The organism is Actinokineospora cianjurensis (assembly GCF_003663795.1).
Classification (GTDB): domain Bacteria; phylum Actinomycetota; class Actinomycetes; order Mycobacteriales; family Pseudonocardiaceae; genus Actinokineospora; species Actinokineospora terrae.
Genome location: NZ_RCDD01000002.1, coordinates 1,109,062 through 1,133,453, shown reverse-complemented (window position 1 = coordinate 1,133,453; position 24,392 = coordinate 1,109,062). Strand labels below are relative to the sequence as shown.

Genomic DNA, 24,392 nt, shown 5'->3' with positions numbered 1-24,392 from the left:
TCCTGGACATCCCGCGTCGGCACGCCCGGTCGCCTGGCTCTGCCTCGGCCCGGTCGAGCGGCTCCGGGAGGTCCCGGGTACGGCGTGCGGAGCCGCGTCCCGACGGCACCGCCTGAGACTTCAGGAGGCGACGTGGCGATCAGAAGAGCGTTGGTACTCGGCGGCACCGGCATGCTTAACGGCTGCGCCTTGCGACTAGTGGCCAACGGCTGGCGCGTAGTGCTGCCATCCCGCCACTACGCCCCACTGCCTGCCGACCACCACACGGGTACCGGTAGGGCTATCTGGGTAGAAGCCGACTGGTCAAAACCCCACACCCTCGCCACCAAAGCCGCCCACGTCCTCGGCGCCCCCGCCGACCTCCTCATAACCTGGCTCCCCGACGAAGCCCTCCCCCCGACGCTGCGCGCCATAGAACCCCTCCTGGCCCCCGGCGCCCCGGTAGTCGAAACCCACGCCGCCCGCGACCGCTGGCCCACCCCACTCCCCAACCACCCCACCCACCACGTCGTCCTGACCCCCATCGGCTACGCGGGCCGCACCCGCCGCCCCACCCAAACCGAGATCACCGAAGCCCTCCTCCACACCACCCGCCGAGCCCTGGTCACCGCGGCCCACTCCTAGCCCTCGAGCGCCGCTTCCGAGTCTCGCCGTAGTTGTCCCGGTCTATGCCTAAGAAGCACGCCGCGAATCTCCTAACCCGCGCGACGAGCCCTACGCGGACTCCACCAGCGCAACCAGGACCCGCCTGCTCCGGCCCACTGCGCGCGAGTTCAGACCTGTCCACATCCCCGCCAACCATCCACAGCCCACTCCGCACCCCTATTGACAACCCGCTCGGCTCGATAGGTTCAGAGATGGGCCCCCGGCCCCCGGGAGGGAGGGCCCCGGCCGCGGAGTTGATCTTGGTCGGCGGCGGCTTCCGGGGCCGGGTGGGCCGGTTTTAGGGCCAGATGGGGCCGTTTTCAGGGTCGGGCGGGCCGGTTCTTGGGCTAAGTGGGGGCGACCTCACAGGGTCGGGCGGGCCGGTTCTTTGGGGCTAGATGGGGGCCGATTTCAGGGCCGGGAGGGGCGGTTCTAGGGCCAAGTGGGGGCGATCTCAGGGTCGGGCGGGGCGGCTTCGGGGTGGAGTTCGCGGTATGCGAAATGCACGGACCGGGCCAGGCGGCTTGGCGTGCAATGGGTGGGGTGGGCGGGTCAGCGGTGGGTTGGCCTGGGCCGCAGGGGATCCAGGCCCTGTGAGAGGCCGCCTGCCTCGGCTGGCCGGGCGCCGCTTGGGGGCGATCGGAGCCGCGGCGGGGTGCTCAGGGGGTGCGCAGTCCTCGTACCAGGCCGATCACCGAGTCCCGCACCTCGTCCAGGGTCTGCTCCGGGTTGAACACCAGCCAGTCCAGCGACACCACCAGCACCGTCCCGAACAGCGCCGACGCGGCCGTCGGGACCTGGACCCCGCCGGGCAGTTCCCCCGCGTCCGCGAGCACCCGCAGCTTCCCCCGGATGATCGACGTTACCTCCTCCCGCAGCAGCGACAGCGTCTGCTGCCACTGCCCGGGAGTCCGCCACAACTCGCTCACCAACAGCTGCGCGAACGTCGGGTACTCCGCGAAGAACCCCAACATCCCCCCGACCAACGCCGTCAACGTGTCCGCGGCCGACCCCTCCGCGCCCCGGAGTCTGGCGGCCAACAAATCGACCCCGTACCGCAGCAGTGCGTCGACGAGGCCGTCCTTGCTGCCGAAGTTGTAGTAGACCGTCCCCTTGGCAACGCCCGCCTCGGCGGCGATGTCGTCCACCGTCAGGCCGACCATGCCCTTGGTGCCCGCGAGCCGCAGGGTGGCGTCGAACAGCTTGCGCTTGGTGGCGTTGGTCCTACCGGGGCGCGTCGCCGTCACAGCACCAGTTCCGGCTTGAGGCGGGCTGGGGTCCACACGCGTTGGCGGCGGGCGGCCAGGGTCGACACGGTGAGTCCTCCGATCAGGTAGGCCAGCAGCACACCGACGTCGGTGCCGATGCCGCCGGAGGCGCCACCGTAGAGCAGGTGGCGCAGGCCGTCGACCACGTAGCCCATCGGCAGCACCCGGTGCAGCGGGATCAGCGCCTCCGGCAGCGTCTGCCAGGGGAACGTGCCGCCCGCGCTGATCAGCTGCAGGATCAGCACCACCAGCGCCACGAACTTGCCGACCGGGCCGAGGAACGCGTTGAGCGCGTGCACCACCGACACGAACGCCAGCGAGGTCAGCACCAGGAACCCGAGGGTGGCCAGCGGGCGCGCCGGGTGGATGCCGATCAGCGTGGTGACCGCGGCGAACATGATCACGACCTGGGCGACGCCGAGCGCGGCCGGGGTGAGCCAGCCCGCCAGCGCGGTGCGGGCCGCGGAGTGACCGGCGGCCATGGCGCGGGCCGAGAGCGGGCGGATCAGCAGGAACAGCACGAACGCGCCGATCCACAGGGCCAGGCCCAGGAAGAACGGGGCGAGCCCGGCGCCGTAGCTGCCCGCGCTGTTCTCGCCGACGGTGTGCACCGACACCGGGTCGCCGATGGTCTGCGCGGTGGCGTCGCGGGTCGCGTCGTCCGGGTGCGGGATCTGGCCGAGACCGGCGGTGAGGCCGTCGCGCAGCTGGACGGAGCCGTCGGACAGGGACTTGGTGCCCGCGGCGAGCTCGTCGGCGCCGGTGACCGCCCTGGTCTCGCCGTCGCGCAGCTGCAACGCCCCGGTGCGCAGCTGGGACGTGCCGGAGGCCAGGTCACGCGCGCCACCGGCCGCCTCGGAGATGCCACCCGAGAGCGCGGGAGCGGCCGCGGCGAGCGTCTCCGCCCCGTTCGCGACCTGGTCGGCGCCGGTGGCCAGCGCCCGCAGCTGCCCACTGGCGGAGTGCACCTGCGTGTTCGCCTGCTCGACCGGTGTGCGCAGGGTCCGCAGCCGCGCCAGCACCCGCTCGACGTCGGCGTCCGGCAGCCCGGCGTCGCGCAGGCTCTGCTCGATGCCCGTGTCCAGCTCGTCGAGGTGGTTCACCGCGGCCTGCGCGGCGGCCGACAGGTTCTCCGCCGTGCGCGCGGCCTGGTCGTTGCCGGTCGCGACCTTGCGCGCGCCGGTCGCCAGCTGCGTCGTCTGCGCGGGCAGGTCCTTCGTCTTGGACTCCAGGGTGTCCAGACCGGTCGACAGCTTCTTGGTGCCCGCCGCCGCCGCGGTGGTGCCGTCGGCGAGCTTGGTTGCCCCGTCCGCCAGTTCGCGCTGACCCGCCGCGAGCTGGCTCGCGCCCGTGTTGGCCCGCGACGCGCCGTCGGCCAGTTGCGACGCGCCGTCCGCGGCCTGCCGGGTGCGCTCGTAGACGGTGCCGAAACCGACCAGGAACTTCTCCGCCGCCTCCGTGCCCACCGACGCCGCGACCGACTCGCGCACCGCGCTGACCACCCGGTCCGCGATGGTGCCGACCAGGTAGTTGTTGGCGTCGTTGGTGGTCACCGTGATCATGCCCTGGCGCGGCGCGAAGTCCGACGACGACGCCAGCGACGCGGAGAAGTCGTCCGGCAGCGTGATCGAGAAGGTGTACTTGCCGGTGCGCACGCCCTCCTCGGCGGTCGGGGCGTCCACCTCCTGCCAGTCGAACTTCCCGGACGCGGCCAGCTGGTCGGCCACCTTGCGCCCCGCCTCCAGCCGCGAGCCGTCCGAGCGCGTGACGCCCTTGTCGGTCACCACGAGCGCGGCCGGGATCTTGTCCAACCGGTTGTACGGGTCGGCGTTGGCGTACAGGTAGAGCGAGCCGTAGAGCAGCGGCACCAGCACGAGCGCCAGGACGGCGAGCTTGGGCAGCGTGCCGGAGCTGATCCGGCGCAGCTCGTTGCGGGCGAGGCGGAAGACGCTCACAGGGTCGACTCCAGGGGGGCGGGCTGGTCCGACTCGCCGAGCCGGGCCGGGATCATGGGCAGGCGCAGCGCGGTGGACGTCCCGCACAGCACGACGACCGCGTGGCCGTCGCGGGCGTGCGCCATCGCCGTGGGCAGCCAGTCGGCCGGGTTGCTGGAGTGCCGGTCGGGGGTGTCGATCACCAGCAGCTCGGCGCCGGGGCGGCGCGCGGCCAGCCCGGTCAGCAGCGCGACCCTGGCCGCGCCGGGCACGTCCTCGAAGCGGGTCCCCGGCTCCAAGCCGTGCTCGTCGAGCAGCGCGGTGGTCGCGGTCCTGCGTTTGCGCGCCCCGGCCAGCGCCAACTCCTCGGCGATCACGTCGGCCACCCGCAGGTTCGGCTCCGGCGCGGTCACCTCCGGGGCGTCCACCAGCACGGCGTGCGCCCGCAGTTCACCACCCGACGGGGTGACAGAACCCTCCGACGGAGTGATGCGACCGGTCAGGGCGAGGCCGAACGCGGTATGCCCGGCGTTGGGTTCACCGGCGACCACCACCAGCTCACCCGCGCGCACCCGCAACGACGTCGGCTCCAGCAGCCGCCCGTGCGCGCCGGTGACCACGACCTGGTCCGCGTGGACCTCCATAGCGCCTCCCCGTAGTTGAACTGACTGGTCAGTTCAAATAGTGCGCCGGGTCGGCTCTGTTCGCAACCGGGCGCGGGGTGATCCCGGTGACTCGATCGGGGGAACCCGGGGACGAACCGGACCATCAGAACCCGCGTGACAAGACAGCTGAAACTGCTCATCGGCGGCCTGGTGTGCGCGCTCGCGCCCTACGTGTTCTTCGTCGGCATCACCGAGACCAAGCGGGTCAACGGCCAGGTCGTCGTCCACGAGTCACTCAACATCGGCGGCCTCATCGCCGCGCTCGGCGCCATCGCGATCGCCTGGACCATGGCGATGAAGTGGGAAACCACCGCCGACAAGGCCCCGCACTGGCGGATCGCCGCGGCCGTGATCGCCCTGCTGGGCGCCTTGCAGCTCGCGATCAGCCTCGACCTGGTCGGCTAGCCCTCCTCTTTTCACCCGGTTCAGCGACAGAAGTTATCCACATCTGGATCTTGGGTGGGGTGCTTTCAAGATCGACTATCGGGGGGTGCCGGTAGACTGGGCACTGGGACGCCCCCCGGTGTGGGCGGGGGCTGGGCCGGGACGGGACCGCGCGCGAAGCGGTTGGTTTGGGGCTAGAGGGCTCGTGGGGGTTAGAGGGCTTGCGCGGTGTAGGGGCGCCTGAGTTGGGTTGGGGTGTGGATTGCTCTGATCTCGGTCGCTGGTCTGCCGTGCCTTCTTTGACAGCTTGCGGCCGGGTCCGAGGGTGGGGTCAGTTGCTGGCGTGGGCGGTGTTGTCGAGCCAGTGGCGGGCGAGGGTGATGTCGCCGTCGGTGGTGGTGTTGGCGAGGGGGAGTCGTCGGGTCAGGGTCAGCAGGAGGGATTGGGCTGGGCCTGACACCGTCACGTCGGCTTGCTGGGTGCCGGGCTGCCAGGTGGCTCCGTCGGGTCGGCGTTCGACGAACCAGGCGTCGGTGGTGTCGGTGGCCAGCCAGTGCAGGGTCTGGCCGGTGCCCTGGATAGCGCGGGCGGACTCGGGCCGCTGCAGCGCCCAGGTGGGGGAGGTCAGCATCGTGAAGTGGTTGCTGATGAGCGCGGCCGCGATGTCGGCGTCGACTTCGGCCGGTCGGCCCGCCGCGGCGGCCGCGTCAAAGCCGTGGACGACGGCCTCGTTGAGCATGCTGGACAGCCAGAACCGCGTCCCGGACCGCCCGTCGCCCGCGGCGTTGAACACCGGGGCGTCCAGCGCGTCGTCGGAGCACGCGTTCGCGACCCGCTGGGCGGACTCCGACAACCATCCCTGCCACTGACGGGGATCGGTGGGGGGCACGGCCAGCTCCGTGGGCAGCTGGGTGGGGTCGGTGACGCGCCGCTCGATGATCTCCGCGACCCAGTGCTGGGCCTGGCCGAGGTGCCCGACCAGATCGGCGACGGTCCACTTCGGGGTCGTGGGCACAGCGGTACCGGGTCCGGCCGCCGTCGCCGACTCCGCCAGCCGCCGGGTGTGGTCGACGATCGCTCGCCGGGCGTGGTCCACGTTCAGCTCGGTCATGGTTGGTCCTCCGTCATCGTCCTGCTCCAACCACACGTCGAACGGCGCCAGCCCGGATCGACACACCCGCCGCGCCACTTTCCCGGCCCACGTCGAGAGCCGAGGCGCTGGCGTCCTGCTCTGTCCACTGTGGACGCACCGCTCGCCCGTCCGGCCGTTGTCGATCTCCCACCGATCGACTTGAGCCCGGCGCCGCCGCCAGCGGGGGCGCCCATGCACCTGACCTGGGGTTTCCCGCTCCGGCCGACCTCGACATTCACCCGTTCCAGCGACAAAAGTTATCCACATGTGGATCTTCGCGCGGCCGTTTCAAGATCCTCTGTCGGCGGCTACCGGTAGGCTGGGACCTGGGACGCCCCCCGGAGAGGGTGGGGGCTGGGGCCGGACTGGCGTGCGCGCGCGAAGCGGGGGCGGTGGGGCAAGAGCGGGGCGGTGGGGCAAGAGGCGCTGGAGGGTAAGAGGGCGCTGGAGGGTAAGAGGGCGCTGGGGGTGAGAGCGCGTTGTGGGGAAGTGGGCGTTGCGGGTAAGCGAGCGTTGCGGGTAGAGGGCGTTGCGGGGTAAGGGGATTCCGCTCAGGGGGGCTAGCGGATGGCGGTGGCGGGGCGGGTTTCCCAGACGGTCCATAGGGGGCGGTAGCCCTGGCGGGCCCAGAAGATCGGGGAGACCGGGTTCGGCGGGTTGTAGTAGAGGAACGAGCCGACTGTGGTGGGGCCCAGTAGTTCCGCGTGGGCGACGTCCATCAGGGTGCGGCCGACTCCGGTGCCTCGGGCGGATGGCAGTACGGACAGGCAGTTCACGTACCCCCAGCGCCCGTGGCGGACCCGGGTTTCCGCCCACGAGCCGCGCACGGAGTCGGTGTGCCAGCCCTCGGCGTGGCCGACCGGGATCCCGTCGACCTCCGCGATCCACACCGGGTCGCCCTGGGCGAGGTGGCGGCGCAGGGTTTCCCGCTTGATGCTCGCCGCGCCCGCGCGCAGGACGGCGCCGCCCACCAGGCTCGAGTACTCGACCTCGGCCATCGCGGAGGCCACCAGGGCGTCGAGGTCGCCGAGGACCGCGCGGCGGACCGTCGCGGGCGAGGTGCCGCCGGACGGGTCAGGGCCGCCGGTGCGGACGGCCAGGACCGCGAGCGGGACGAACCCGTGCGCGAGGAACGCCGCCGTCGCCGTGACGTCGCGGCTGGGCCAGGTCGACAGGCACGCCGAGTCGCGGCCGGGGGACAGGTTGGCCACGATCGACGGCCACCTGCGCAGCAGCGCGTCCACCCCGGCGCCGCCGCTCGACCCCACCATCGGGTGCAGCTCCCACACCTTCGCCGCCGACCACAGCGTCTGCGGCGTGCCGGGGTCCAGCGTGGTCTTCGTGATCATCCCGGCCACCCGCTCGCCGTCGGGCAGCGCCGCGGTGATCAGGTCGCCCGGCGGTGGCGCCACGGCGGCCGGCAGCAGCGGGTCGAGGGCGGCGAACCGGGCGGACTGCGCCTTGAGCAGGGGAGCGGTCACCGGCGGCAGCGGAAGATCGCGGTCCCCGGGAACAGTTCACCGCGCAACGGGCTCCACTGCCCCCACTCCTGCGTGTGCCCCTCCGGCCACTCCGGCTCGACCAGGTCGAACAGCTCTAAGCCTGCCGCGTTCAACGCCCGCACGTAGTCACCGAGCGTGCGGTGGTGCTCGACGTAGGTGGGCGTGCCGTCCTCGTCGACCTCTACATAAGGAGTGCGGTCGAAGTAAGAGCCCGTCACCCGGAGACCGTCCGGGCCCGGGTCGTCCGGGAAGATCCACCGCATCGGGTGGGTGACGGCGAACGTCCAGGTGCCGCCCGGCCGCAGGACCCGCGCCACCTCGGCGAACACCGCGCCGACGTCCGCGACGAACGGGACCGCGCCGAACGCCGAGCACGCGAGGTCGAACGACCCGGACGCGAACGGCAACCGCTCGGCGTTCGCCCGCACCAACGGCACGCGCGTCCCGGTCAGCGTGTTCGCCGCGGCCGCGTACCGCAGCATCCCGCTCGACAGGTCCAACGCCACCGCCCGCGCGCCCTGGTCCGCCAGCCACCGCGCACACGGGGCCGACCCGCAGCCGATCTCCAGCACGTCCTTGCCCGCGACCGGCCCGAGCAACCCCACCTCGGCCTCGCGCAGCCGCTCCGGGCACCACATGAAATCGCTGACGCCCAGGAACTCGCCGTGCTCGCGGTGGTAGTCGTCGGCGTCGGCGTCCCACCAGGCGATGTTCGCCGCGACCGACTCGGCGGAGCCCACCGCCATCCGCGCCACACCGGTCGTCCCCAAGGCATGCTCCGCGCTGGTCTCGCTCACCACCGGGTCATCCTGTCAGCCCGGACCCGGCAGGAACCGGCGGGAGGGTACCCCCGGGTTTGCCCGGCGATCGCGGGGCCGCGTAGGATACATCCGCGCGGTGGTAACGCGCTGCCCCGGGTTTCCTACCGCTGGGAAGCCGTCGGCGGGATGTGGTCCGGGGTGGCGTTCGTTGGCGGTGTTGGTTCCTGTGGTCCGGGTGTCCGTCGGCGGCACAACGCCGCGGCGCGCCCCAAGAACTGAACCCAGCGACCCCCAATCCGTACCGGAGCCACCTACCTAATGTCCACCGACACCACCATTGTCCCGGCTGCGTCCACGCCGAAGCAGCAGGTCGCCATCAACGACATCGGGACGGAGGAGGAGTTCCTCGCCGCGATCGACGCGACGATCAAGTACTTCAACGACGGTGACATCGTTGAGGGCACGATCGTCAAGGTCGACCGGGACGAGGTCCTGCTCGACATCGGCTACAAGACCGAGGGTGTCATCCCCTCGCGCGAGCTGTCGATCAAGCACGATGTCGACCCCGCCGACGTGGTCAGCGTCGGTGACGAGGTCGAGGCCCTGGTTCTCCAGAAGGAGGACAAGGAGGGCCGCCTGATCCTGTCCAAGAAGCGCGCTCAGTACGAGCGGGCCTGGGGCACGATCGAGGCACTCAAGGAGTCGGACGAGCCGGTCAAGGGCACGGTCATCGAGGTCGTCAAGGGTGGTCTCATCCTGGACATCGGTCTGCGCGGCTTCCTCCCCGCGTCGCTGGTCGAGATGCGCCGCGTGCGCGACCTGCAGCCGTACGTGGGCCGCGAGCTCGAGGCGAAGATCATAGAGCTGGACAAGAACCGCAACAACGTGGTCCTGTCCCGCCGCGCGTGGCTGGAGCAGACCCAGTCCGAGGTCCGCAGCGAGTTCCTCAACCAGCTGCAGAAGGGCCAGGTCCGCAAGGGCGTCGTGTCCTCGATCGTCAACTTCGGTGCGTTCGTGGACCTCGGTGGCGTCGACGGCCTGGTGCACGTCTCGGAGCTGTCCTGGAAGCACATCGACCACCCCTCCGAGGTCGTCGAGGTCGGCCAGGAGGTCACCGTCGAGGTGCTCGACGTGGACATGGAGCGCGAGCGCGTGTCGCTGTCGCTCAAGGCCACGCAGGAAGACCCGTGGCGCCAGTTCGCCCGCACCCACGCGATCGGTCAGATCGTGCCGGGCAAGGTCACCAAGCTGGTTCCGTTCGGTGCGTTCGTCCGCGTCGACGAGGGCATCGAGGGCCTGGTCCACATCTCCGAGCTGGCCGAGCGCCACGTGGAGATCCCGGAGCAGGTCGTGCAGGTCGGCAACGACGTCATGGTCAAGGTCATCGACATCGACCTCGAGCGGCGCCGCATCTCGCTCTCGCTGAAGCAGGCGAACGAGGGCTTCACCACCGAGACCGAGTTCGACCCGACCCAGTACGGCATGGCTGCCGAGTACGACCCCGAGGGCAACTACATCTACCCCGAGGGCTTCGACCCGGACACCCAGGAGTGGCAGGAAGGCTTCGAGAAGCAGCGCGAGGAGTGGGAGCGCCAGTACGCCGACGCGCACGCCCGCTACGAGCAGCACATGAAGCAGATCGCCAAGGCCGCGGAGGCCGACGCGGCCGCCGAGGCCGAGGGCGTCATCGCCAGCGCGACCGGCGGCGGCACCGAGCAGAACTACTCCTCCACCGGCGGCGGTGAGAAGCCCGCCCAGAGTGGCGGCACCCTCGCCAGCGACGAGCAGCTCGCGGCACTGCGCGAGAAGCTCTCCGGCGGCGTGTGAGCTAGCTGAGCTCCCCGAGGGCCCCGCACCTGTTCGCCAGGTGCGGGGCCCTCGGCTTTCCTGCGGACTTCGACAGGCCCCGAACGTGCTCTTTCGCCGGTGGGGATCGCGGTTTACCGTCTCCGGATGCGGACCCTGCTGCTGGCCCTGGTGATGGCGGTGGCGGCGGGCTGCACGTCGGCGCCGCCGCCCGCGGCCAAGGCGCCGGAGATTCCGCGGATCTCCACGAGCGCGGCGAAGCCGAGGGTGGAGCGGGTAGCGCTACCGGCGTCGTGCGGGCGGTTGCTGACTCGGCAGGATCTCGATGACGTGGTGGAGACCGTCATCACCGGGCGGACCGAGGTCGTGGTGGGGGTGGGGCTGCCGAAGATCGGTCGGACCGGTCGGATTGACTGCTACTACGGCATCCCGCAGGACCAGCCACCAGCAGCGGCGGTTCTTACCGTGGGCATGGCCGCTTACACCGATCAGACCTCAGCGCGGCAGCGGGTTCAGGAGACGGTCGACGCCGAGAGGGACAAGGGGATCGCGGCAGAGGAGATCAAGGTCGGTACGGATACCGGGTTCTTGATCGAAGGTGACACAAGGACCGTCGTAGTCGCGCACGGCACGCTCACGGTCGCGGTCACCGTCGCGAAGACCCTCGCCACTCCCGAACAGGTCGCGAAGCTGGCCGACCGGGCGCTCACCGAACGCTAAGCGGTACGGACCTGCGGGGCCCACGCGCGTTCCACGGCGGCCGCGGCAGCGCGGCGGCGCAAACCCGCGAGGCTGTGCCTGGCGGGCATCAGGACCACCGACCACCACGTCCGGTGTGCGGGCACGGACAGGTACTCGGTGCAGTGCACCAGGCCCGGCGTGCCGAGCCGGTGCCGTCCCCGGCGCCTCGTGTCGCGCATTGGTTCCTCCGCTTGGGTGATGGCCCTGAGGGCACCGTAGCCGGCTGAAGTGGCAAAACGCCGACATCCGCGCGGCGTGTCCCCGGCGCGCTTGTCAACAGTTCACCCGCCGACCACTCGGTGGTGGAAGAATGCGGCCCCATGCTGCGAGTCGGCCTCACCGGCGGGATCGGGTCAGGGAAGTCCACAGTGGCGGCCGCGTTGGCCGAGCACGGGGCGGTCGTCGTGGACGCCGACCGGGTCGCCAGGGAGGTCGTCGAGCCGGGCACCCGGGGGCTGGCCGCGATCGCCGCCGAGTTCGGGCCGGGCGTCCTCGTCGACGGCGTGCTCGACCGGCCCGCCCTGGCCGCCATCGTGTTCACCGACGACGCCGCGCGGCAGCGCCTGAACGCGATCGTGCACCCCCTTGTCCGGGAGCGCACCGCCGAGCTCGTCGCCGCCGCGCCGCCTGACTCGGTCGTCGTGCAGGACGTGCCGCTGCTGGTGGAGAACGGCATGGGCGCGCTGTACCACCTGGTCATCGTGGTCGACACCCCCGTCGAGGACCGGGTCCGCAGGCTGGTCGACCACCGCGGCCTCGCCGAGTCCGACGCCCGCGCCAGGATCGCCGCCCAGGCCGACGACGACGCCCGCCGCGCCGCCGCCGACATCTGGCTGTCCAACGCCGGGACCCCCGAGCAGACCAGGACCGCCGTCGACGCGCTGTGGACCGACCGGCTCGCCCCGTACGAGGCCAACACCCGCCTGCGCCGCTCGTTCAGCCGCGGTGCCCCCCGCGTCGTCGACTACGACCTGACCTGGCCAGCCCAGGCCGAGCGGCTCCTCGCCCGCCTCCGCCTCGCCGTCGGCGGCGCCGCCCTGCGCGTCGACCACATCGGCTCGACCTCGGTGCCCGGCCTGGCCGCCAAGGACATCCTCGACTTCCAGATCACCGTCCCCACCCTGGACGACTCCCTCGCCGAGGCGCTCTCGAACGCCGGGTTCCCCCGCGCGCACGGCTTCGACAGCGATGTCGGGCACCCACCCGGTTCGCCGGAGACCCCGAAGCACGTCCACGTCGGCGTCGACCCCGGCCGGTGGGCCAATGTCCACGTGCGAGCGCGGGACTCACCGTTCGCGCGCCTCAGCCTGCTGTTCCCCGCCTGGCTGCGCGCCGATGAGGGGGCCCGCGACGAGTACGAGAAGGTCAAGCGCTCGGTCGCGGGGGAGCACGCGACCATCCCCGCCTACGGCAACGCGAAGGAACCGTGGTTCGAGCAGGCCATCCAGCGCGCCGAGGCGTGGGCGACCGCGACCGGCTGGACGGCGGGCTGACCCAGCTCAGCAGTTGCAGTCGCAGCAACACCCGTCGCCGCAGGAGCAGCAGTCGCAGCACGAGCAGTCGCAGTTCGACGACTGGCACCAGCCGGACTTGGGCTCACCGGTCCACGGATCGCGATACGGGTCCGCGCAGCAGTACTGGCACGTGCAACACAGCACCATCGCGACACCGCACCCAGGCAGCGTCGACCGCTTCTTACCCCAACGCGGCGCGTCCTTGGGCGGGTTAGGAGGCGGTGCGTGCCCTGGCGTCTGGTGCGAGTGCTGGTGACCGAAGGTGCGATTAACGGCCGCGTCCAACTCGTGCACAAGGAGGGCGTGCACTAGTCCTTGGTCGGCGAAGTCCGCCTCGCGTAGAGCCAGCTTGACCCCGAGCACGGCGTCGTCACACAGCCTGCGCGCCTCGGCCATGTCGGTGCCGGTCGCGGCCAGCGGGTTCCACGCCCCGGACTCGGCGTCGGTGTCGATGTCCTCCACCGCGTCGAGCAGGTGCGCGACCCGGCCGAACAGCCGCCCGGCCTCCCCGAGCGCGGCAGCGTTGCCCGGCCGTCCGGCCAGGACCGCCGTGTGCGCGAACGCGGCCGCGGTGGCCGTCTCGGTCGGTTCGGTGGCCAGCAGCACCGACGACCCGGTGGCCAGACCGGACTCCAACTCGCCCTGCCTGCCGACGGCGTCGAGCAGCACCGCGGTGGAGAACCCGATCCGCTCACCCGTCGCCGCGCCCTGCCGCGCCCACCGGGTCGCGACCTTCCTGGCGACGCCCGCGACCGGGGCCCTGCCGAACGCGCCGTCACCGTCGTCGACGTGGTCGCGGACCTTCGCCGAGGCCAGCACCAGCGACACCGCGGCGGCCAGCCGAGCGCCCGAGCCATCCGCGACGGGGGCGGTCCGCATGCCGCGCAACGGGCACGGCCCGGCGACCCGGCGGGTGCCCACGGTCGGCGACTGGGCCTCGACCAGGGCGGAGACGACGAGGCCGTCGTAGTTGGTGACCGTGCGGGCGAGGTGCCCGTGGTCGTCGCGCAGCGCGAGGCAGAGCCCGCACAGGTGAGCCATCCACGAGGTGCGCAAGGTCGGCGACAACCGGTGCCTGCACGGCCGAAGGATCCCGAACACGCTGTCTGACCTCCACGAACTCCCACGACCCGACCGGGGCGGGAGCCTAGCGCCCATTCACCCGTACGGGGGGCAGAAACCCGCCAAAAGCTCTGGGCTTCTTCGAGGCCGGTAGGCACGATGTCGGCATGCGCGCGCGTGTCGAGCCCGTAGTCGGTGACCTGCCCATCCCGGTGACCCGCCGGGACGACACCTCTCATGAGGTCCACCCGCCCAAAGTGGAGCTGTTCGACCAGGTCGAGATGACCAATACCGACCCCAAGGGGTTCGTGCGGGTGGTCGAGACCTTCCGCGAGACCGAGCACGGCCTCTATATGTCGCGCCCGGTGGACGGCCACCCACGGATCGCGCACTTCGAGTCGTTGCTGCTACCCGAAGACGGCCTGCGGGTGTCGAAGTGGCGCGGTAGGTCTGGAGTGGACCTCGGGCACGACTTCTACCTGGACATCGTCGACATCACCCGCGACGGGCAGTGCTGGCGGACCGTGGACCTGTACCTGGACGTGCTGGTGCGCACGGGCCGCGACGTGCGGGTCGAGGACAGCGACGAGTTGCTCGCCGCGTTCCGGGCCGGGCTGGTCGACCTGTCCACGGCCGAGCGGGCGATGACCAGGACGCACACGACGGTGGCCGGGATCGCCGCCGCGGGGCACGACGTGGACGCCTGGCTGGCCGAGCGCGGCATCCCCGCGCCGTGGCAGCCCCGATAGTGGCTGGGGCGACTCTGCGTCAACGGTTCGGGACGGCGAGCGCGCGGATTTCGCCCAACCGATAGCTGAGCGCACACGATCTGTGACATAACGAATCGACCCCGGTAGTCACAGAACGCATGTCCGCGACTACGCTCTGGCCGCGTGGGCACGGCCATCACCCCGCAGCTGGTCGACATCGTCGACACGGTCACCGCGGTACGCAGCTACTCCTCCGGGATGACCCGGACCCTCCGCACCTGCCAGGTCGAGCGGTGGGGCCTGCGCATGGAGTGCCCGACCCCGGAGGACCCGTTCTCCGACGCCGAGGTGACCTGGCTGCTGCCGCACCTGAACCTGCGGCTCACCCAGAGCAAGCCCCGCTCCCGCCACGCCAAGGGCGGTCCGAGCGTGCTGACCGCGGTCCGGGTGCTGCGCGACGGCCGCACCTGGCGCACCACCGACCTGCTGCTCGGCCTGGCCGCGCCGGGCGGGACGACGGCCAGGATCGTGCGCTCGGAGGAGTTCGCCGCCGCGGTCGCGGGCCGGGTGCTGCGCGTGGGCGACGCCGACCTGGCGCTGTGCACGGTGCACCAGACCCTCGAGGAGCTCAGCCGCTTCCGCCACGACCTGTCCTCCTGGTTGGCCTACAAGCACGTCTTCGAGGTCTGGCCCCCCTTCTGACCGGCTCATCCCGGATTGTCGGTGCGCGGGCGTAACCTCGTCCCCGTGGCTTTCGCGACCGAGAAATCCCAGCAGAACGCACCCGTGCTCGCCCACTCCGAGCACCGGCCCGTCAGCGACATCCCGCGCTCCGACGGGAAGTTCCGGATGGCCGCGCCCTACCAACCCGCTGGCGACCAGCCCACCGCGATCGCCGATCTGGAACGGCGGATCCGGGCGGGCGAGCAGGACGTGGTGCTGCTCGGCGCGACCGGCACCGGCAAGTCGGCCACCGCGGCGTGGCTGGTGGAGCGGGTGCAGCGGCCGACGCTGGTGATGGCGCCGAACAAGACGCTGGCCGCCCAGTTGGCCAACGAGCTGCGGGAGTTCTTCCCGGACAACGCGGTCGAGTACTTCGTCAGCTACTACGACTACTACCAGCCAGAGGCGTACATCCCGCAGACCGACACCTACATCGAGAAGGACTCGTCGATCAACGACGACGTCGAGCGGCTGCGGCACTCGGCGACGATGAGCCTGCTGTCGCGGCGGGACGTGATCGTGGTCGCCTCGGTGTCGTGCATCTACGGCCTCGGCACACCGCAGTCCTACCTGGACCGCTCGATCGGGCTCACCGTCGGCGGCGAGGTCGATAGGGACACCTTCCTGCGCGCGCTGGTCGACGTGCAGTACGCGCGCAACGACATCGCCTTCGCCCGCGGCACGTTCCGGGTCCGCGGTGACACCGTGGAGATCATCCCGGCCTACGAGGAGCTGGCGATCCGGGTCGAGTTCTTCGGCGACGAGATCGACAAGCTGTACTACCTGCACCCGCTCACCGGCGACGTGGTCCGCGAGTGCGAGGAGCTGCGGATCTTCCCGGCGACGCACTACGTGGCGGGCCCGGAGCGGATGGAACGCGCGATCGGCGGCATCGAGCAGGAGTTGGAGGAGCGGCTCGCCGAGCTGGAGCGGCAGGGCAAGCTGCTGGAGGCGCAGCGGCTGCGGATGCGCACCAGCTACGACCTGGAGATGATGCGCCAGGTCGGGTTCTGCTCCGGCATCGAGAACTACTCGCGGCACATCGACGGCCGCGCGGGCGGCACCGCGCCCGCCACCCTGATCGACTACTTCCCGGACGACTTCCTGCTGGTCATCGACGAGTCGCACGTGACGGTCCCGCAGATCGGCGGCATGTACGAGGGCGACATGTCCCGCAAGCGCAACCTGGTCGAGCACGGCTTCCGGCTGCCCAGCGCCGTGGACAACCGGCCGCTGACCTGGGAGGAGTTCACCCAGCGGATCGGCCAGACGGTCTACCTGTCGGCGACCCCGGGCCCGTACGAGATGGGCCAGGCTGGCGGCGAGTTCGTCGAGCAGGTCATCCGGCCGACCGGGCTGGTCGACCCCGAGGTGGTGGTCAAGCCGACCGAGGGGCAGATCGACGACCTGGTGCACGAGATCCGCGAGCGGGCCGAGCGCGACGAGCGGGTCCTGGTCACCACGCTGACCAAGAAGATGTCCGAGGACCTCACCGACTACCTGCTCGAACTCGGCATCCGGGTCCGGTACCTGCACTCCGAGGTGGACACGCTGCGCCGCATCGAGTTGCTGCGCCAACTGCGCTCGGGCGAGTACGACGTGCTGATCGGCATCAACCTGCTGCGCGAGGGCCTCGACCTGCCCGAGGTGTCGCTGGTCGCGATCCTCGACGCGGACAAGGAGGGCTTCCTGCGCAGCGGCACCTCCCTCATCCAGACCATCGGCCGCGCCGCCCGCAACGTCTCCGGCCAGGTCCACATGTACGCCGACAAGATCACCGACTCGATGCGCCACGCCATCGACGAGACCGACCGGCGCCGCGCCAAGCAGACCGCGTACAACACCGAGCGCGGCATCGACCCGCAGCCGCTGCGCAAGAAGATCGCCGACATCCTCGACCGGGTCTACGAGGAGGCGGCCGAGTCGGACACCGTCCCCATCGGCGGTTCCGGCCGCAACACCTCCCGCGGCAAGCGCGCCACCGGCGAGGCGGGCACCAGCAAGTCCGCGGGCATCGTGTCCGACCGCGACGTCAAGACCATGCCGCGCGCCGAACTCGCCGACCTCGTCCAGCAGCTCACCGACCAGATGATGAACGCCGCCCGCGACCTGCAGTTCGAACTCGCCGCCCGCCTGCGCGACGAGATCCACGACCTCAAGCGCGAACTGCGCGGCATGGACGCCGCGGGCATCCGCTGACCCGGCACCCCGGGGCGGGTTGGTGATCGCCCGCCCCGGAGTGGCTGGTTCGCGCGCTGTGTCCTGTGTGGATGGACGGGGCCAGGGCCTGTCCTGTGAGTCATCGGGGCCTGCGGATGATGGCGGCGGTGGCGAGTTCGGTTGGGTAGTCGGTGGCGCGTTGTGCTCACCGCCAACCACGCCACCGACGACCGCCACCCGACACCAACGGCTCGATCACCGCCCACCATGGAGTGCCACGGGTTTTTCGGACAGTGGTTAGTGGGGTTTCAGGCTGCCAGTGGTGGTGCGTGGTGGTGGTTTTCGGCTTCGTTGGGGGCGATGTGTCCGGGATGGTCGGCGGTGAAATCGCGTTGGACGAGATCGGGTGTGGCATGGACGTCCGGTGCCGGGACGGCCGTGACCGGCCGGCGTCGTGGGTCCGACCGGGACCGGGCCCAGCTCGCGCATCAGCGCTCGCACGAGTTCCGGTCCGCGGATGACGGCTCGGCGCGCGAGTTCGACGCGTGTGGTTCGTGAGGTTCTATGCGGGCGGCCGGATAGATCGTTCCTGGTTCTCCCGCTCCCACTCCCGCAGCCGGGCACGCTCAAAATCCATGGCACTCCACCACACCCAAGATCACACCAGCAGGCAGATCGCTCACAGGACACGGGCCTAGTTGATGGCCACCGGCTGCGCCGCCGACGCGGGCTGGGGGATGCTGATCGCCGAGTCGGTGTAGCGCGCGACGGTGGCCCGCAACGCGTCGGCGTACCGGTAGATGTCCTCCACCCGGTCGATCGCCACCCGGGTCTCCACCTTGTTCTCGTCGAACACCCCGAGGTACTTCTTCGACCGGTTGAACCACAACCGCGCGATCGGCCTGCGGTTGTTGTCGTCGAGCAGCACCCCGAAGTACGTCTTCGTGTCCCTGGCCACCACCCGGTCGCTGCCCACCGCCGCGCACACGATGGCCCGCACGACCCGGAACCCCTCGAGCTCGTCCTCGGTGGTCACCACGTCCGCAGGCGTCTCCACCTCCACCGCCGCGCTCGGCTCAGGCGGGGCGCTCGGGACCGCGACGAACGTGTCCGGTCCGCCCAGCGCGTTCTTCAACCGGTCGTTGACCTGCTCGTTGACGAACTGGTGCCCCGCCTTGTCCACCAGCGTGGTGAACTGCTCGCGCACCTTCTGGGTGAACGACCCCTCGTACACCTTCGTCGTGAAGTAGCGGACCCACGCCTCCGACGGCTCCCGGAACTCCGCCGCCAGCGCCCGCTTGATCTGCCCGATGTACTTCAGCTCACCAGCCGCGCTGATCACCGAGTCGAGGTCGAACGCCTCCTTGCTCAGCTTCGCCAACTCCGGCAGCAGCGTCGGGTCGATGTCGGAGAAGTCCAGCACCAGGAACGGCTTCGCGTCCATCCGGTTGGGCGCGTCGAGGTCGGTGTAGAACTGGTACACCTCGCCGTTGGTCAGCACCGCGATCCTGGCGTTGGTGACCGAGAAGTAGCGGAACAGCTGCGAGGCGTGCTCCAGCTTGAGCGGGTCGTTGACCTTCTTCGCCTCGACCAGCACCTGCACCTGGCCGTTGTGGACGATCGCGTAGTCGATCTTCTCGCCGCGCTTGGTGCCCACGTCGGCGGTGAACTCGGGGATCACCTCGTCCGGGTTGAACACGTCGTAGCCGAGCACCCCGCTGATGAACGGCATCACGAACGCGTTCTTCGTCGCCTCCTCGGTCTCGATCGCCGCCTTGTGCTTGCGGATCTTCACCGCCAGCGCCTGAGCTCTCTCCGCGATCTCCATCGTCCACTCCCGGGCGCCGTCCTGCTTGCACGGCCTCGATTTCCACTGTGCGGAGAGTCGAGCCTGCCCGGCGCCGTGTTACGAGCGTGTCCGACTCGTGACTCAACGAGTCGATCACTCCGGTGTGGAGCGCCGGGGGGATATCGGGATGACCGGGATGGGACCGGTCGTCGATGATGGTCGGATGGGTGGGGTGCCGGAGCGGTTCGAGGACCCGTTGATCCGGCTGTACGCGTTGGCGGACGAGGGGATCCTCGTCGTGTGCCCGCGGTGTCGGGGGCGCGCGGTTGTCGTGCCCTGGCCGGATAGGGGAGGGGATGTGTTCGAGTCACCCCGGCGGTTGGCTTGCGCGGGGTGCGGCCACGTGGCGACGGTGGTGCCGGAGTGGTCGGAGTGGGGCGGGGCGACGGATCCGTACTTCGGGTTGCCGCTGTGGTTGCGGGCGCGGTGTTGCGGTGGGCGCACGGTGTGGGCGTTCAACGAGTCGCATGTGGACCTGCTGGAACGCTTCGTCGGCGCGCGGGTGCGGGAGCGGCGGGCGTCGCCGGGGACCATGAGCCTGGTGGCGCGGTTGCCGCGGTGGATGAAGACCGCGAAGAACCGGGACGAGGTCCTGCGGGCGATCGGCGCACTCCGCGCGTCCCTGACCGGCTGAGTCAGACCGCGGTCGTGGCGAAGGACTTGCCGGTGGTGGCGGCGAGGGCGTGGGCGGCGGTGGCGGACTGGTGGGCGAGGGGGATGAGGTCGGCCATCGCCGGGACCACCTCGGCGAGGGTCAGGTCGGCCTCGACGAGGGTGACGGTGGCGCCGAGGACGTCCTGGAAGATGCGGACCAGCCAGGGGGTGGCGTGGTCCCAGCCCTCGCGCGGGGTGCCGGGGGCGTAGCCGCCGCCGCGGGCGATGACGAGGGCGACCGGCTTGCCGGTGAGGGGCTGCCTGCCCGGGGCGAACCTGGGGTCGGTGATGAGCAGGTCGATCCAGGTCTTGAGGTGCTGCGAGGTCCCGAAGTTGTACAGCGACGTGGCGATGACCAGCGCGTCGGCGGCCGCGACCTCGTCGGCGATGGTGGTGGCGAGTGCGACGGCGGCGGCCTGGGCGGGTGTCCGCTGGTCGACCGGGGTCGGACCACCCGCGACGGCGTCGGTCCACGCGGTGCTCGGCACCCCGTCGACGGCCAGGTCGCGGCGGACGACGGTGCCGGTCGGGTTCGCGGCCACCCAGTTCTCGGTGACGGTGTCGGCGACCGCGCGGCTGACCGAGTCGGTCTGGCGGATGCTGCTGTCGAGGCGGAACAGGCTCATCGGAGTCCTCCGTGGTTCAGATCGTCTGTAGCACAGACTATCTTGCATGCGGAGTAAGTGACTGTCCATCCCGGGTCGGTAAGATGCGACCGTGACCACACCAGCCGTCGAGTCGGACCTGGGGTGGGCGCTGGGCGCGGTCTTCCGCCGGTACGTGCGCTCGGCCGAGCGGGTCCTGGCCGGGCTGCCCGGCGGTCCGCGCGGGTACCAGGTGCTCACCAGCGCCGTCGAGGGCGAGGCGTGCAGCCAGCAGACCCTCGCCCACCGCCTCGGCCTCGACAAGACCGTGATGACCTACCTGATCGACGACCTCGAACGCGCGGGCCTCGTCGAGCGCCGCCCCGACCCCGCCGACCGCCGCGCCCGCCTGCTCTCCGCCACCGCCGCGGGCCGCGACAGCCTCACCGCCACCGCCGCCGCCCTGCGCCGCGCCGAGGACGAGGTCCTCGCCCCACTCGCCGCCCCCGAACGCGACCTCCTACGCGACCTCCTACGCAAACTCGCCACCCGCGAAGACGCCAACGAAGCCTGCAACGCCCCTTGCTGAGTCGGTCCACTGTGGACTCTGTCTACTGTGGACACTCGGCGGCCTGGTGTGCTACTTGTCGATCTTCGTCCGGACGACTTGGTGCCCGGCTGCGGATGTCGGCGTACCTGCACGCGCCTGACCTGCGGCTTCATTCCTCGGACGTGCTGGCAATTCACCCGGTTCAGCGACAGAAGTTATCCACATGTGGATCTTCGACGGCTCGTGTGAAGATCGACTGTCGGTGGGTGCCGATAGACTGGCACTGGGACGCCCCCCGGAGTGGGTGGGGGCTGGGGCAGGACTGGCGTGCGCGCGCGAGGCCGGGGTGGTGGGGCCGCCGGTGGGTGCGGTGGGGGTGGGGTTGAGGGCGCGACGGGGCTGCTGTGGGAGGCGTTCCGGGAGGGCGATGGGGGTCCGCTGCGACTGGTGTTTCGAGGCCGTGGCGGGGGCGTGTTGTGGTGGCGTGACGGGGGCTGGGAGCGGCGTGTTGTGCCAGGGGCGGTCGGGCGGCAGGCATCGCTGAGGCGTGTTGTGGGGGCGCGGCCGGGCCTGTCGGAGGAGGGCATCGTCGAAGGGCGCGGCGGGGCGGTGATTGCTGGGCGGGGGCAGTTCGGGGAAGTGGGTGCATGTGTGTGTGTGGGGGGGGGGCAGTCGGCGGCGGGGTTGCGGCGGTCGTGGGTTGCGCTGAGTGCGCGTGGCGAAGCTGTTCAGTCGGCCGAAGCGGCCCGCCCCGCGGGTAGGCGTGGGGGTGAGCGCGGGTCAGGCGGGGGCGGGGGTTTGTTTGCGGGTCAGGGATCTGACGCTGGGGGTTAGGGAGGCTGCGAGGATGGCGAGGAAGGTGAGGGCGCTCAGGGCGGTGAGGGTGGCCGCGGTGCCGAAGTGCAGGGAGAGGGGGCCCACGGCGATCTCGCCCAGGGGCAGCGCGATGAACGAGCCGACGGCGTCGTAGGAGTAGACGCGGGCCAGGCGGTCCGGGGGGATGTTCTCCTGGAGGGAGACGTCCCAGGCTATTCCGAATTGTTCTATCGCGATGCCGCCGACGAACATGGCGGCGAGCATCAGCAGGACCTCGGGTGCGTGCGCCAGCACCAGCACCGGGACGGACTCCACGGCGATCAGGGCGGTGCCGAACAGCAGGGCGCGGCGCGGTTGCCAGCGGCTGGCGATGATGGCCCCCAGCAGCGCGCCGACCGTCTGCGCGCCGAGGATGAAACCCCAGGCGAGCCTGCCGAAGGTGGCGTCGGCGATGGACGGGCCCAGTACCTGCAGGCCGCCGGTGACCGCGGCGTTGACCACCATGAACGCCAGCACGATCGACCACACCCAGGTGCGGGCGGTGAACTCGGCCCACCCGGCGCGCAGGTCGGCGATCGGGCGGGTCGGCTCGCTGGCGGCGATCTCCGGCGCGCGGACCCTGGCGTAGCAGAACGACGCCACCAGGAACACCACCGCGGTCACCGCCATCGCCCACCCCGGGCCCGCGAGGGCGGCCAGCATGCCGCCGAACGACGCCCCGGTGATCAGGGCGGCGTTGATGCCCATCCGCACCACGGCGTTGGCCTGCAGCAGCAGCGGCGCGGGCACGGTCTGCGGGGTCAGCGCCGCCGCCGCGGGGAAGGAGACCGCGGAGACGGCGCCGTTGACCACGCTGAGCACGACCAGCAGCGGGATCGAGGCGAACCCGAGCAGGACCGAGAGCGCCGTCGCCGCCTGGGAGACGGCCGCGGCCAGGCTCGCGCCCTGCAGGATGACCCCGCGGGGGAGCCGGTCGGCCAGGACGCCGCCCATGAGCAGCAGCAGCACGTTCGCGATGGACCTGGCGCCGACGACCAGGCCGAGGGCCACCACCGACCCGGTCAGGTCGAGCACGGCGAACGCCAGCGCGACCGGCGCCACGGCGTTGCCCGCGTAGGTGGTCACCCGGCCGATGGCCAGCCTGCGGAACATCGGTACGCGCAGCGGGGCGAGCATCCCGGCCGACGAGGTCAACAGCTGTCCATCTCGAACATCGAGATCGTGGTGCTGACCCGGACCGTGCCCGGTGTCATCGGCGGTTGGGCCGCGTCGCGCAGCCGCAGCCCCAGTTCCCGCGCGTGCGCGACCATGTCCCGCCAGACCTGCGGGTCGACCCACAGTTCCGCGTCGGTGGCGGTCTCGGCGTTGCCGGGGGCGTCGCTCCTGCGCCGCGCGGTGCGCGCCCCCAGGCCCGCCGCCAGCGCCGTGGCCAGCAGGTGCTCGGAGTCGCCCGGCTCGCGCGGCGCGGCGACCGCGGGCGGGATGTGCCGGTACCGCTTGGCGATGCCGCCGCGGATCGGCACCTCCTCGACGATCTCCACCAGGTCCGCGTCGGCCAGTTTGCGCAGGTGGTAGCTGATGTTGGGCTGGCTGTCGCCGAGTTCCCGCGCCACCTCCGCCGCGCTCATCGCGCGGTCGGTGACCAGCGAGAGGATGCGCATCCGCAGCGGGTGCGCGAGCGCGCGCATCCCGTGCAGTGTCGAGCGTGTGTCCCCCATGTCCATACCGCGAGTTTCTGAATGCGGACCTACCGTGTCAAATGACTATGGTGCGGTCCCGCCGGTCCCACCCCGGCTGGGAGCGCTTCCGGTCCTCAGCTGGTGCGCGCCCGCCGCCTGCCGCCCTGGCTCGGCTTGGGGGCCGGGGTGTCCGCGGGCGGCGTGCTGACCTGTTGCGCCTCCGCGGCCGCCGCGCCCTCGGTCATCTCGCGCAACAGCTCGTCGAAGATCGGCGTCGACATCGCGCCCGTGTTCGCCATCCGCAGTCTCCCTCGCTACCTGGCTTGCCGAGGAACCTACCTCGCGCCCCGCCGTGCCCCGGTGATCACGACGCCACACGATCGGGGGAAGTGTCCGCGCCGGTTACCACTGAGTAAGGTCGCCGGTATGACGGAGGACCTGGTGTCGTTGACGGTCGAGGTGTCCGACCACGTGGCCGAGGTGACCCTGCTCGGGCCCGGTAAGGGCAACGCGATGGGGCCGGATTTCTGGCGCGAGCTGCCGGTCGTGTTCGGCGCGCTCGACGCCGACCCCGAGGTGCGCGCGGTCGTGCTGACCGGTAGTGGCGCCCACTTCTCCTACGGGCTCGACCTGCCCGCGATGATGCCGAGGTGGGGCGAGGTGCTCGCCGAGGGCGCGCTGGCCGCCCCGCGCGCCCGCTTCCACGACGAGGTCCGCGCGTTGCAGCACGCCGTGACGTCGGCGGCCGCGTGCCGTAAACCGGTGATCGCGGCCGTCAGCGGCTGGTGCGTCGGGGGCGGGCTGGACGTCATCGCCGCCGCCGACATCCGGGTCGCGAGCGCGGACGCCCGGTTCAGCCTGCGCGAGGTGAAGGTCGCGATCGTGGCTGACCTGGGCAGCTTGCAGCGACTCGCGGGGGTCATCGGTGAGGGTCACCTGCGGGAGTTGGCGCTAACCGGCAAGGACATCGACGCTGACCGCGCGCTGCGCATCGGGCTCGTCAACGATGTCTACCCCGACCAGACGGCCGCTCTTACCGCCGCGCGGGCCACGGCCGCCGAGATCGCCGCGAACCCGCCGCTGGCCGTGCAGGGCACCAAGGACGTGCTCGGCCACGAGCGCGAGCACCGGGTCGCCGACGGCCTGCGCTACGTCGCCGCCTGGAACGCCGCGTTCCTGCCGAGCAAGGACCTCGGCGAGGCCGTCCAGGCGTTCCTGGGGCGCAGGCCGCCGGAGTTCACCGGCCAGTAGCG

Annotated in this window: 24 protein-coding genes; 11 read left to right on the top strand and 13 right to left on the bottom strand. The window is 71.2% G+C overall.

The window, feature by feature from the left end; genetic code table 11:
- The first annotated feature begins 132 nt into the window (after positions 1-132).
- Complete coding sequence (locus CLV68_RS33430; protein WP_147460068.1) at positions 133-624, top strand: Rossmann-fold NAD(P)-binding domain-containing protein; 492 nt, start codon at positions 133-135, stop codon at positions 622-624.
- 680 nt (positions 625-1,304) lie between these two features.
- Here the strand turns inward: CLV68_RS33430 and CLV68_RS19555 are convergent.
- Genes CLV68_RS19555 through CLV68_RS19545 form a run of 3 tightly spaced genes read right to left on the bottom strand, consistent with a single transcriptional unit; the run spans position 1,305 to position 4,491 of the window.
- Complete coding sequence (locus CLV68_RS19555; protein ID WP_246009980.1) at positions 1,305-1,892, bottom strand: TetR/AcrR family transcriptional regulator; 588 nt, start codon at positions 1,890-1,892, stop codon at positions 1,305-1,307.
- On the bottom strand, positions 1,889-3,868 hold the full coding sequence (locus CLV68_RS19550) for a YhgE/Pip domain-containing protein (protein WP_121392230.1): 1,980 nt from the start codon (positions 3,866-3,868) through the stop codon (positions 1,889-1,891). The genes CLV68_RS19555 and CLV68_RS19550 overlap by 4 nt, the downstream gene beginning before the upstream one ends.
- A complete protein-coding gene (locus CLV68_RS19545) occupies positions 3,865-4,491 on the bottom strand; it encodes a P-loop NTPase family protein (protein ID WP_121392229.1) in 627 nt (208 codons plus the stop codon). Before CLV68_RS19545 ends, CLV68_RS19550 begins: the two co-directional genes overlap by 4 nt.
- A 135-nt stretch (positions 4,492-4,626) precedes the next feature.
- On the opposite strand from CLV68_RS19545, the gene CLV68_RS19540 reads away from it, so the two are divergent.
- On the top strand, positions 4,627-4,917 hold the full coding sequence (locus tag CLV68_RS19540; protein ID WP_121392228.1) for a hypothetical protein: 291 nt from the start codon (positions 4,627-4,629) through the stop codon (positions 4,915-4,917).
- A 310-nt stretch (positions 4,918-5,227) separates the two neighbouring features.
- On the opposite strand, the gene CLV68_RS19535 is transcribed toward CLV68_RS19540, so the two are convergent.
- The 3 genes from CLV68_RS19535 to CLV68_RS19525 form a co-directional block, all read right to left on the bottom strand.
- The gene (locus CLV68_RS19535; protein WP_121392227.1) at positions 5,228-6,007 is read right to left on the bottom strand and encodes a maleylpyruvate isomerase family mycothiol-dependent enzyme; all 780 of its coding nucleotides are present in this window, start codon (positions 6,005-6,007) and stop codon (positions 5,228-5,230) included.
- Positions 6,008-6,588: 581 nt separating this feature from the next.
- Positions 6,589-7,509, bottom strand: coding sequence for a GNAT family N-acetyltransferase (locus CLV68_RS19530; RefSeq protein ID WP_121392226.1), 921 nt, complete (start codon positions 7,507-7,509; stop codon positions 6,589-6,591).
- The gene (locus CLV68_RS19525) at positions 7,506-8,276 is read right to left on the bottom strand and encodes a class I SAM-dependent methyltransferase (protein ID WP_121392423.1); all 771 of its coding nucleotides are present in this window, start codon (positions 8,274-8,276) and stop codon (positions 7,506-7,508) included. Before CLV68_RS19525 ends, CLV68_RS19530 begins: the two co-directional genes overlap by 4 nt.
- 333 nt (positions 8,277-8,609) lie before the next feature.
- Between CLV68_RS19525 and rpsA the strand changes: the two genes are divergently transcribed.
- Both rpsA and CLV68_RS19515 read left to right on the top strand, forming a co-directional pair.
- A complete protein-coding gene (rpsA, locus tag CLV68_RS19520) occupies positions 8,610-10,118 on the top strand; it encodes a 30S ribosomal protein S1 (RefSeq protein ID WP_121392225.1) in 1,509 nt (502 codons plus the stop codon).
- 126 nt (positions 10,119-10,244) lie between these two features.
- The gene (locus CLV68_RS19515; RefSeq protein ID WP_121392224.1) at positions 10,245-10,817 is read left to right on the top strand and encodes a hypothetical protein; all 573 of its coding nucleotides are present in this window, start codon (positions 10,245-10,247) and stop codon (positions 10,815-10,817) included.
- Here the strand turns inward: CLV68_RS19515 and CLV68_RS19510 are convergent.
- Positions 10,814-11,017, bottom strand: a complete 204-nt coding sequence (locus CLV68_RS19510; protein ID WP_121392223.1) for a hypothetical protein — start codon at positions 11,015-11,017, stop codon at positions 10,814-10,816. The genes CLV68_RS19515 and CLV68_RS19510 overlap by 4 nt on opposite strands.
- A gap of 141 nt (positions 11,018-11,158) precedes the next feature.
- Between CLV68_RS19510 and coaE the strand changes: the two genes are divergently transcribed.
- Positions 11,159-12,331, top strand: a complete 1,173-nt coding sequence (gene coaE / locus CLV68_RS19505) for a dephospho-CoA kinase (RefSeq protein ID WP_121392222.1) — start codon at positions 11,159-11,161, stop codon at positions 12,329-12,331.
- A gap of 6 nt (positions 12,332-12,337) precedes the next feature.
- Here coaE and CLV68_RS19500 read toward each other — a convergent pair whose 3' ends face one another.
- Positions 12,338-13,453 (bottom strand): DUF5685 family protein, encoded by a 1,116-nt coding sequence (locus CLV68_RS19500; RefSeq protein WP_211346646.1) that lies wholly within the window; start codon positions 13,451-13,453, stop codon positions 12,338-12,340.
- Between the two features lie 128 nt (positions 13,454-13,581).
- Here CLV68_RS19500 and CLV68_RS19495 point away from each other — a divergent pair, with 128 nt between their 5' ends.
- From CLV68_RS19495 to uvrB, 3 genes are all read left to right on the top strand, one after another.
- Complete coding sequence (locus CLV68_RS19495; RefSeq protein ID WP_121392220.1) at positions 13,582-14,163, top strand: ribonuclease FAU-1 family protein; 582 nt, start codon at positions 13,582-13,584, stop codon at positions 14,161-14,163.
- A gap of 144 nt (positions 14,164-14,307) precedes the next feature.
- On the top strand, positions 14,308-14,826 hold the full coding sequence (locus CLV68_RS19490; RefSeq protein ID WP_092780729.1) for a ribonuclease FAU-1 family protein: 519 nt from the start codon (positions 14,308-14,310) through the stop codon (positions 14,824-14,826).
- A 45-nt stretch (positions 14,827-14,871) separates the two neighbouring features.
- Positions 14,872-17,046 (top strand): excinuclease ABC subunit UvrB, encoded by a 2,175-nt coding sequence (gene uvrB / locus CLV68_RS19485; protein WP_121392219.1) that lies wholly within the window; start codon positions 14,872-14,874, stop codon positions 17,044-17,046.
- A gap of 655 nt (positions 17,047-17,701) precedes the next feature.
- Here the strand turns inward: uvrB and CLV68_RS19480 are convergent.
- Positions 17,702-18,835: a type I restriction endonuclease gene (locus CLV68_RS19480; protein ID WP_121392218.1), complete on the bottom strand. Its 1,134-nt coding sequence runs from the start codon at positions 18,833-18,835 to the stop codon at positions 17,702-17,704.
- 148 nt (positions 18,836-18,983) lie between these two features.
- On the opposite strand from CLV68_RS19480, the gene CLV68_RS19475 reads away from it, so the two are divergent.
- Positions 18,984-19,490, top strand: a complete 507-nt coding sequence (locus CLV68_RS19475) for a TFIIB-type zinc ribbon-containing protein (protein ID WP_246009979.1) — start codon at positions 18,984-18,986, stop codon at positions 19,488-19,490.
- 1 nt (position 19,491) lies between these two features.
- Here CLV68_RS19475 and CLV68_RS19470 read toward each other — a convergent pair whose 3' ends face one another.
- Complete coding sequence (locus tag CLV68_RS19470) at positions 19,492-20,136, bottom strand: FMN-dependent NADH-azoreductase (RefSeq protein ID WP_121392217.1); 645 nt, start codon at positions 20,134-20,136, stop codon at positions 19,492-19,494.
- Between the two features lie 91 nt (positions 20,137-20,227).
- Between CLV68_RS19470 and CLV68_RS19465 the strand changes: the two genes are divergently transcribed.
- Complete coding sequence (locus CLV68_RS19465) at positions 20,228-20,683, top strand: MarR family winged helix-turn-helix transcriptional regulator (RefSeq protein WP_121392216.1); 456 nt, start codon at positions 20,228-20,230, stop codon at positions 20,681-20,683.
- A 741-nt stretch (positions 20,684-21,424) separates the two neighbouring features.
- Here the strand turns inward: CLV68_RS19465 and CLV68_RS19460 are convergent.
- The 3 genes from CLV68_RS19460 to CLV68_RS34045 form a co-directional block, all read right to left on the bottom strand.
- Complete coding sequence (locus CLV68_RS19460) at positions 21,425-22,636, bottom strand: MFS transporter (RefSeq protein WP_121392215.1); 1,212 nt, start codon at positions 22,634-22,636, stop codon at positions 21,425-21,427.
- A gap of 14 nt (positions 22,637-22,650) precedes the next feature.
- Positions 22,651-23,148, bottom strand: coding sequence for an ArsR/SmtB family transcription factor (locus CLV68_RS19455; protein WP_246009977.1), 498 nt, complete (start codon positions 23,146-23,148; stop codon positions 22,651-22,653).
- Positions 23,149-23,273: 125 nt separating this feature from the next.
- The gene (locus CLV68_RS34045; protein WP_170224448.1) at positions 23,274-23,438 is read right to left on the bottom strand and encodes a hypothetical protein; all 165 of its coding nucleotides are present in this window, start codon (positions 23,436-23,438) and stop codon (positions 23,274-23,276) included.
- 127 nt (positions 23,439-23,565) lie between these two features.
- Here CLV68_RS34045 and CLV68_RS19450 point away from each other — a divergent pair, with 127 nt between their 5' ends.
- Positions 23,566-24,390 (top strand): crotonase/enoyl-CoA hydratase family protein, encoded by an 825-nt coding sequence (locus CLV68_RS19450; protein ID WP_121392214.1) that lies wholly within the window; start codon positions 23,566-23,568, stop codon positions 24,388-24,390.
- The last annotated feature ends 2 nt before the right edge of the window (positions 24,391-24,392 follow it).

What these genes read in the sequence shown, in the direction of transcription:
- CLV68_RS19545 (WP_121392229.1), bottom strand. Translation starts at nt 4,491, where the DNA reads ATGGAGGTCCACGCGGACCAGGTCGTGGTCACCGGCGCGCACGGGCGG.
- CLV68_RS34045 (WP_170224448.1), bottom strand. Translation starts at nt 23,438, where the DNA reads ATGGCGAACACGGGCGCGATGTCGACGCCGATCTTCGACGAGCTGTTG.
- CLV68_RS19515 (WP_121392224.1), top strand. Translation starts at nt 10,245, where the DNA reads ATGCGGACCCTGCTGCTGGCCCTGGTGATGGCGGTGGCGGCGGGCTGC.
- CLV68_RS19450 (WP_121392214.1), top strand. Translation starts at nt 23,566, where the DNA reads ATGACGGAGGACCTGGTGTCGTTGACGGTCGAGGTGTCCGACCACGTG.
- CLV68_RS19525 (WP_121392423.1), bottom strand. Translation starts at nt 8,276, where the DNA reads ATGGCGGTGGGCTCCGCCGAGTCGGTCGCGGCGAACATCGCCTGGTGG.
- CLV68_RS19470 (WP_121392217.1), bottom strand. Translation starts at nt 20,136, where the DNA reads ATGAGCCTGTTCCGCCTCGACAGCAGCATCCGCCAGACCGACTCGGTC.
- CLV68_RS19475 (WP_246009979.1), top strand. Translation starts at nt 18,984, where the DNA reads ATGACCGGGATGGGACCGGTCGTCGATGATGGTCGGATGGGTGGGGTG.
- rpsA (WP_121392225.1), top strand. Translation starts at nt 8,610, where the DNA reads ATGTCCACCGACACCACCATTGTCCCGGCTGCGTCCACGCCGAAGCAG.
- CLV68_RS19480 (WP_121392218.1), bottom strand. Translation starts at nt 18,835, where the DNA reads ATGGAGATCGCGGAGAGAGCTCAGGCGCTGGCGGTGAAGATCCGCAAG.
- CLV68_RS19510 (WP_121392223.1), bottom strand. Translation starts at nt 11,017, where the DNA reads ATGCGCGACACGAGGCGCCGGGGACGGCACCGGCTCGGCACGCCGGGC.
- CLV68_RS19460 (WP_121392215.1), bottom strand. Translation starts at nt 22,636, where the DNA reads ATGCTCGCCCCGCTGCGCGTACCGATGTTCCGCAGGCTGGCCATCGGC.
- CLV68_RS19495 (WP_121392220.1), top strand. Translation starts at nt 13,582, where the DNA reads ATGCGCGCGCGTGTCGAGCCCGTAGTCGGTGACCTGCCCATCCCGGTG.
- CLV68_RS19455 (WP_246009977.1), bottom strand. Translation starts at nt 23,148, where the DNA reads ATGCGCGCGCTCGCGCACCCGCTGCGGATGCGCATCCTCTCGCTGGTC.
- CLV68_RS19535 (WP_121392227.1), bottom strand. Translation starts at nt 6,007, where the DNA reads ATGACCGAGCTGAACGTGGACCACGCCCGGCGAGCGATCGTCGACCAC.
- coaE (WP_121392222.1), top strand. Translation starts at nt 11,159, where the DNA reads ATGCTGCGAGTCGGCCTCACCGGCGGGATCGGGTCAGGGAAGTCCACA.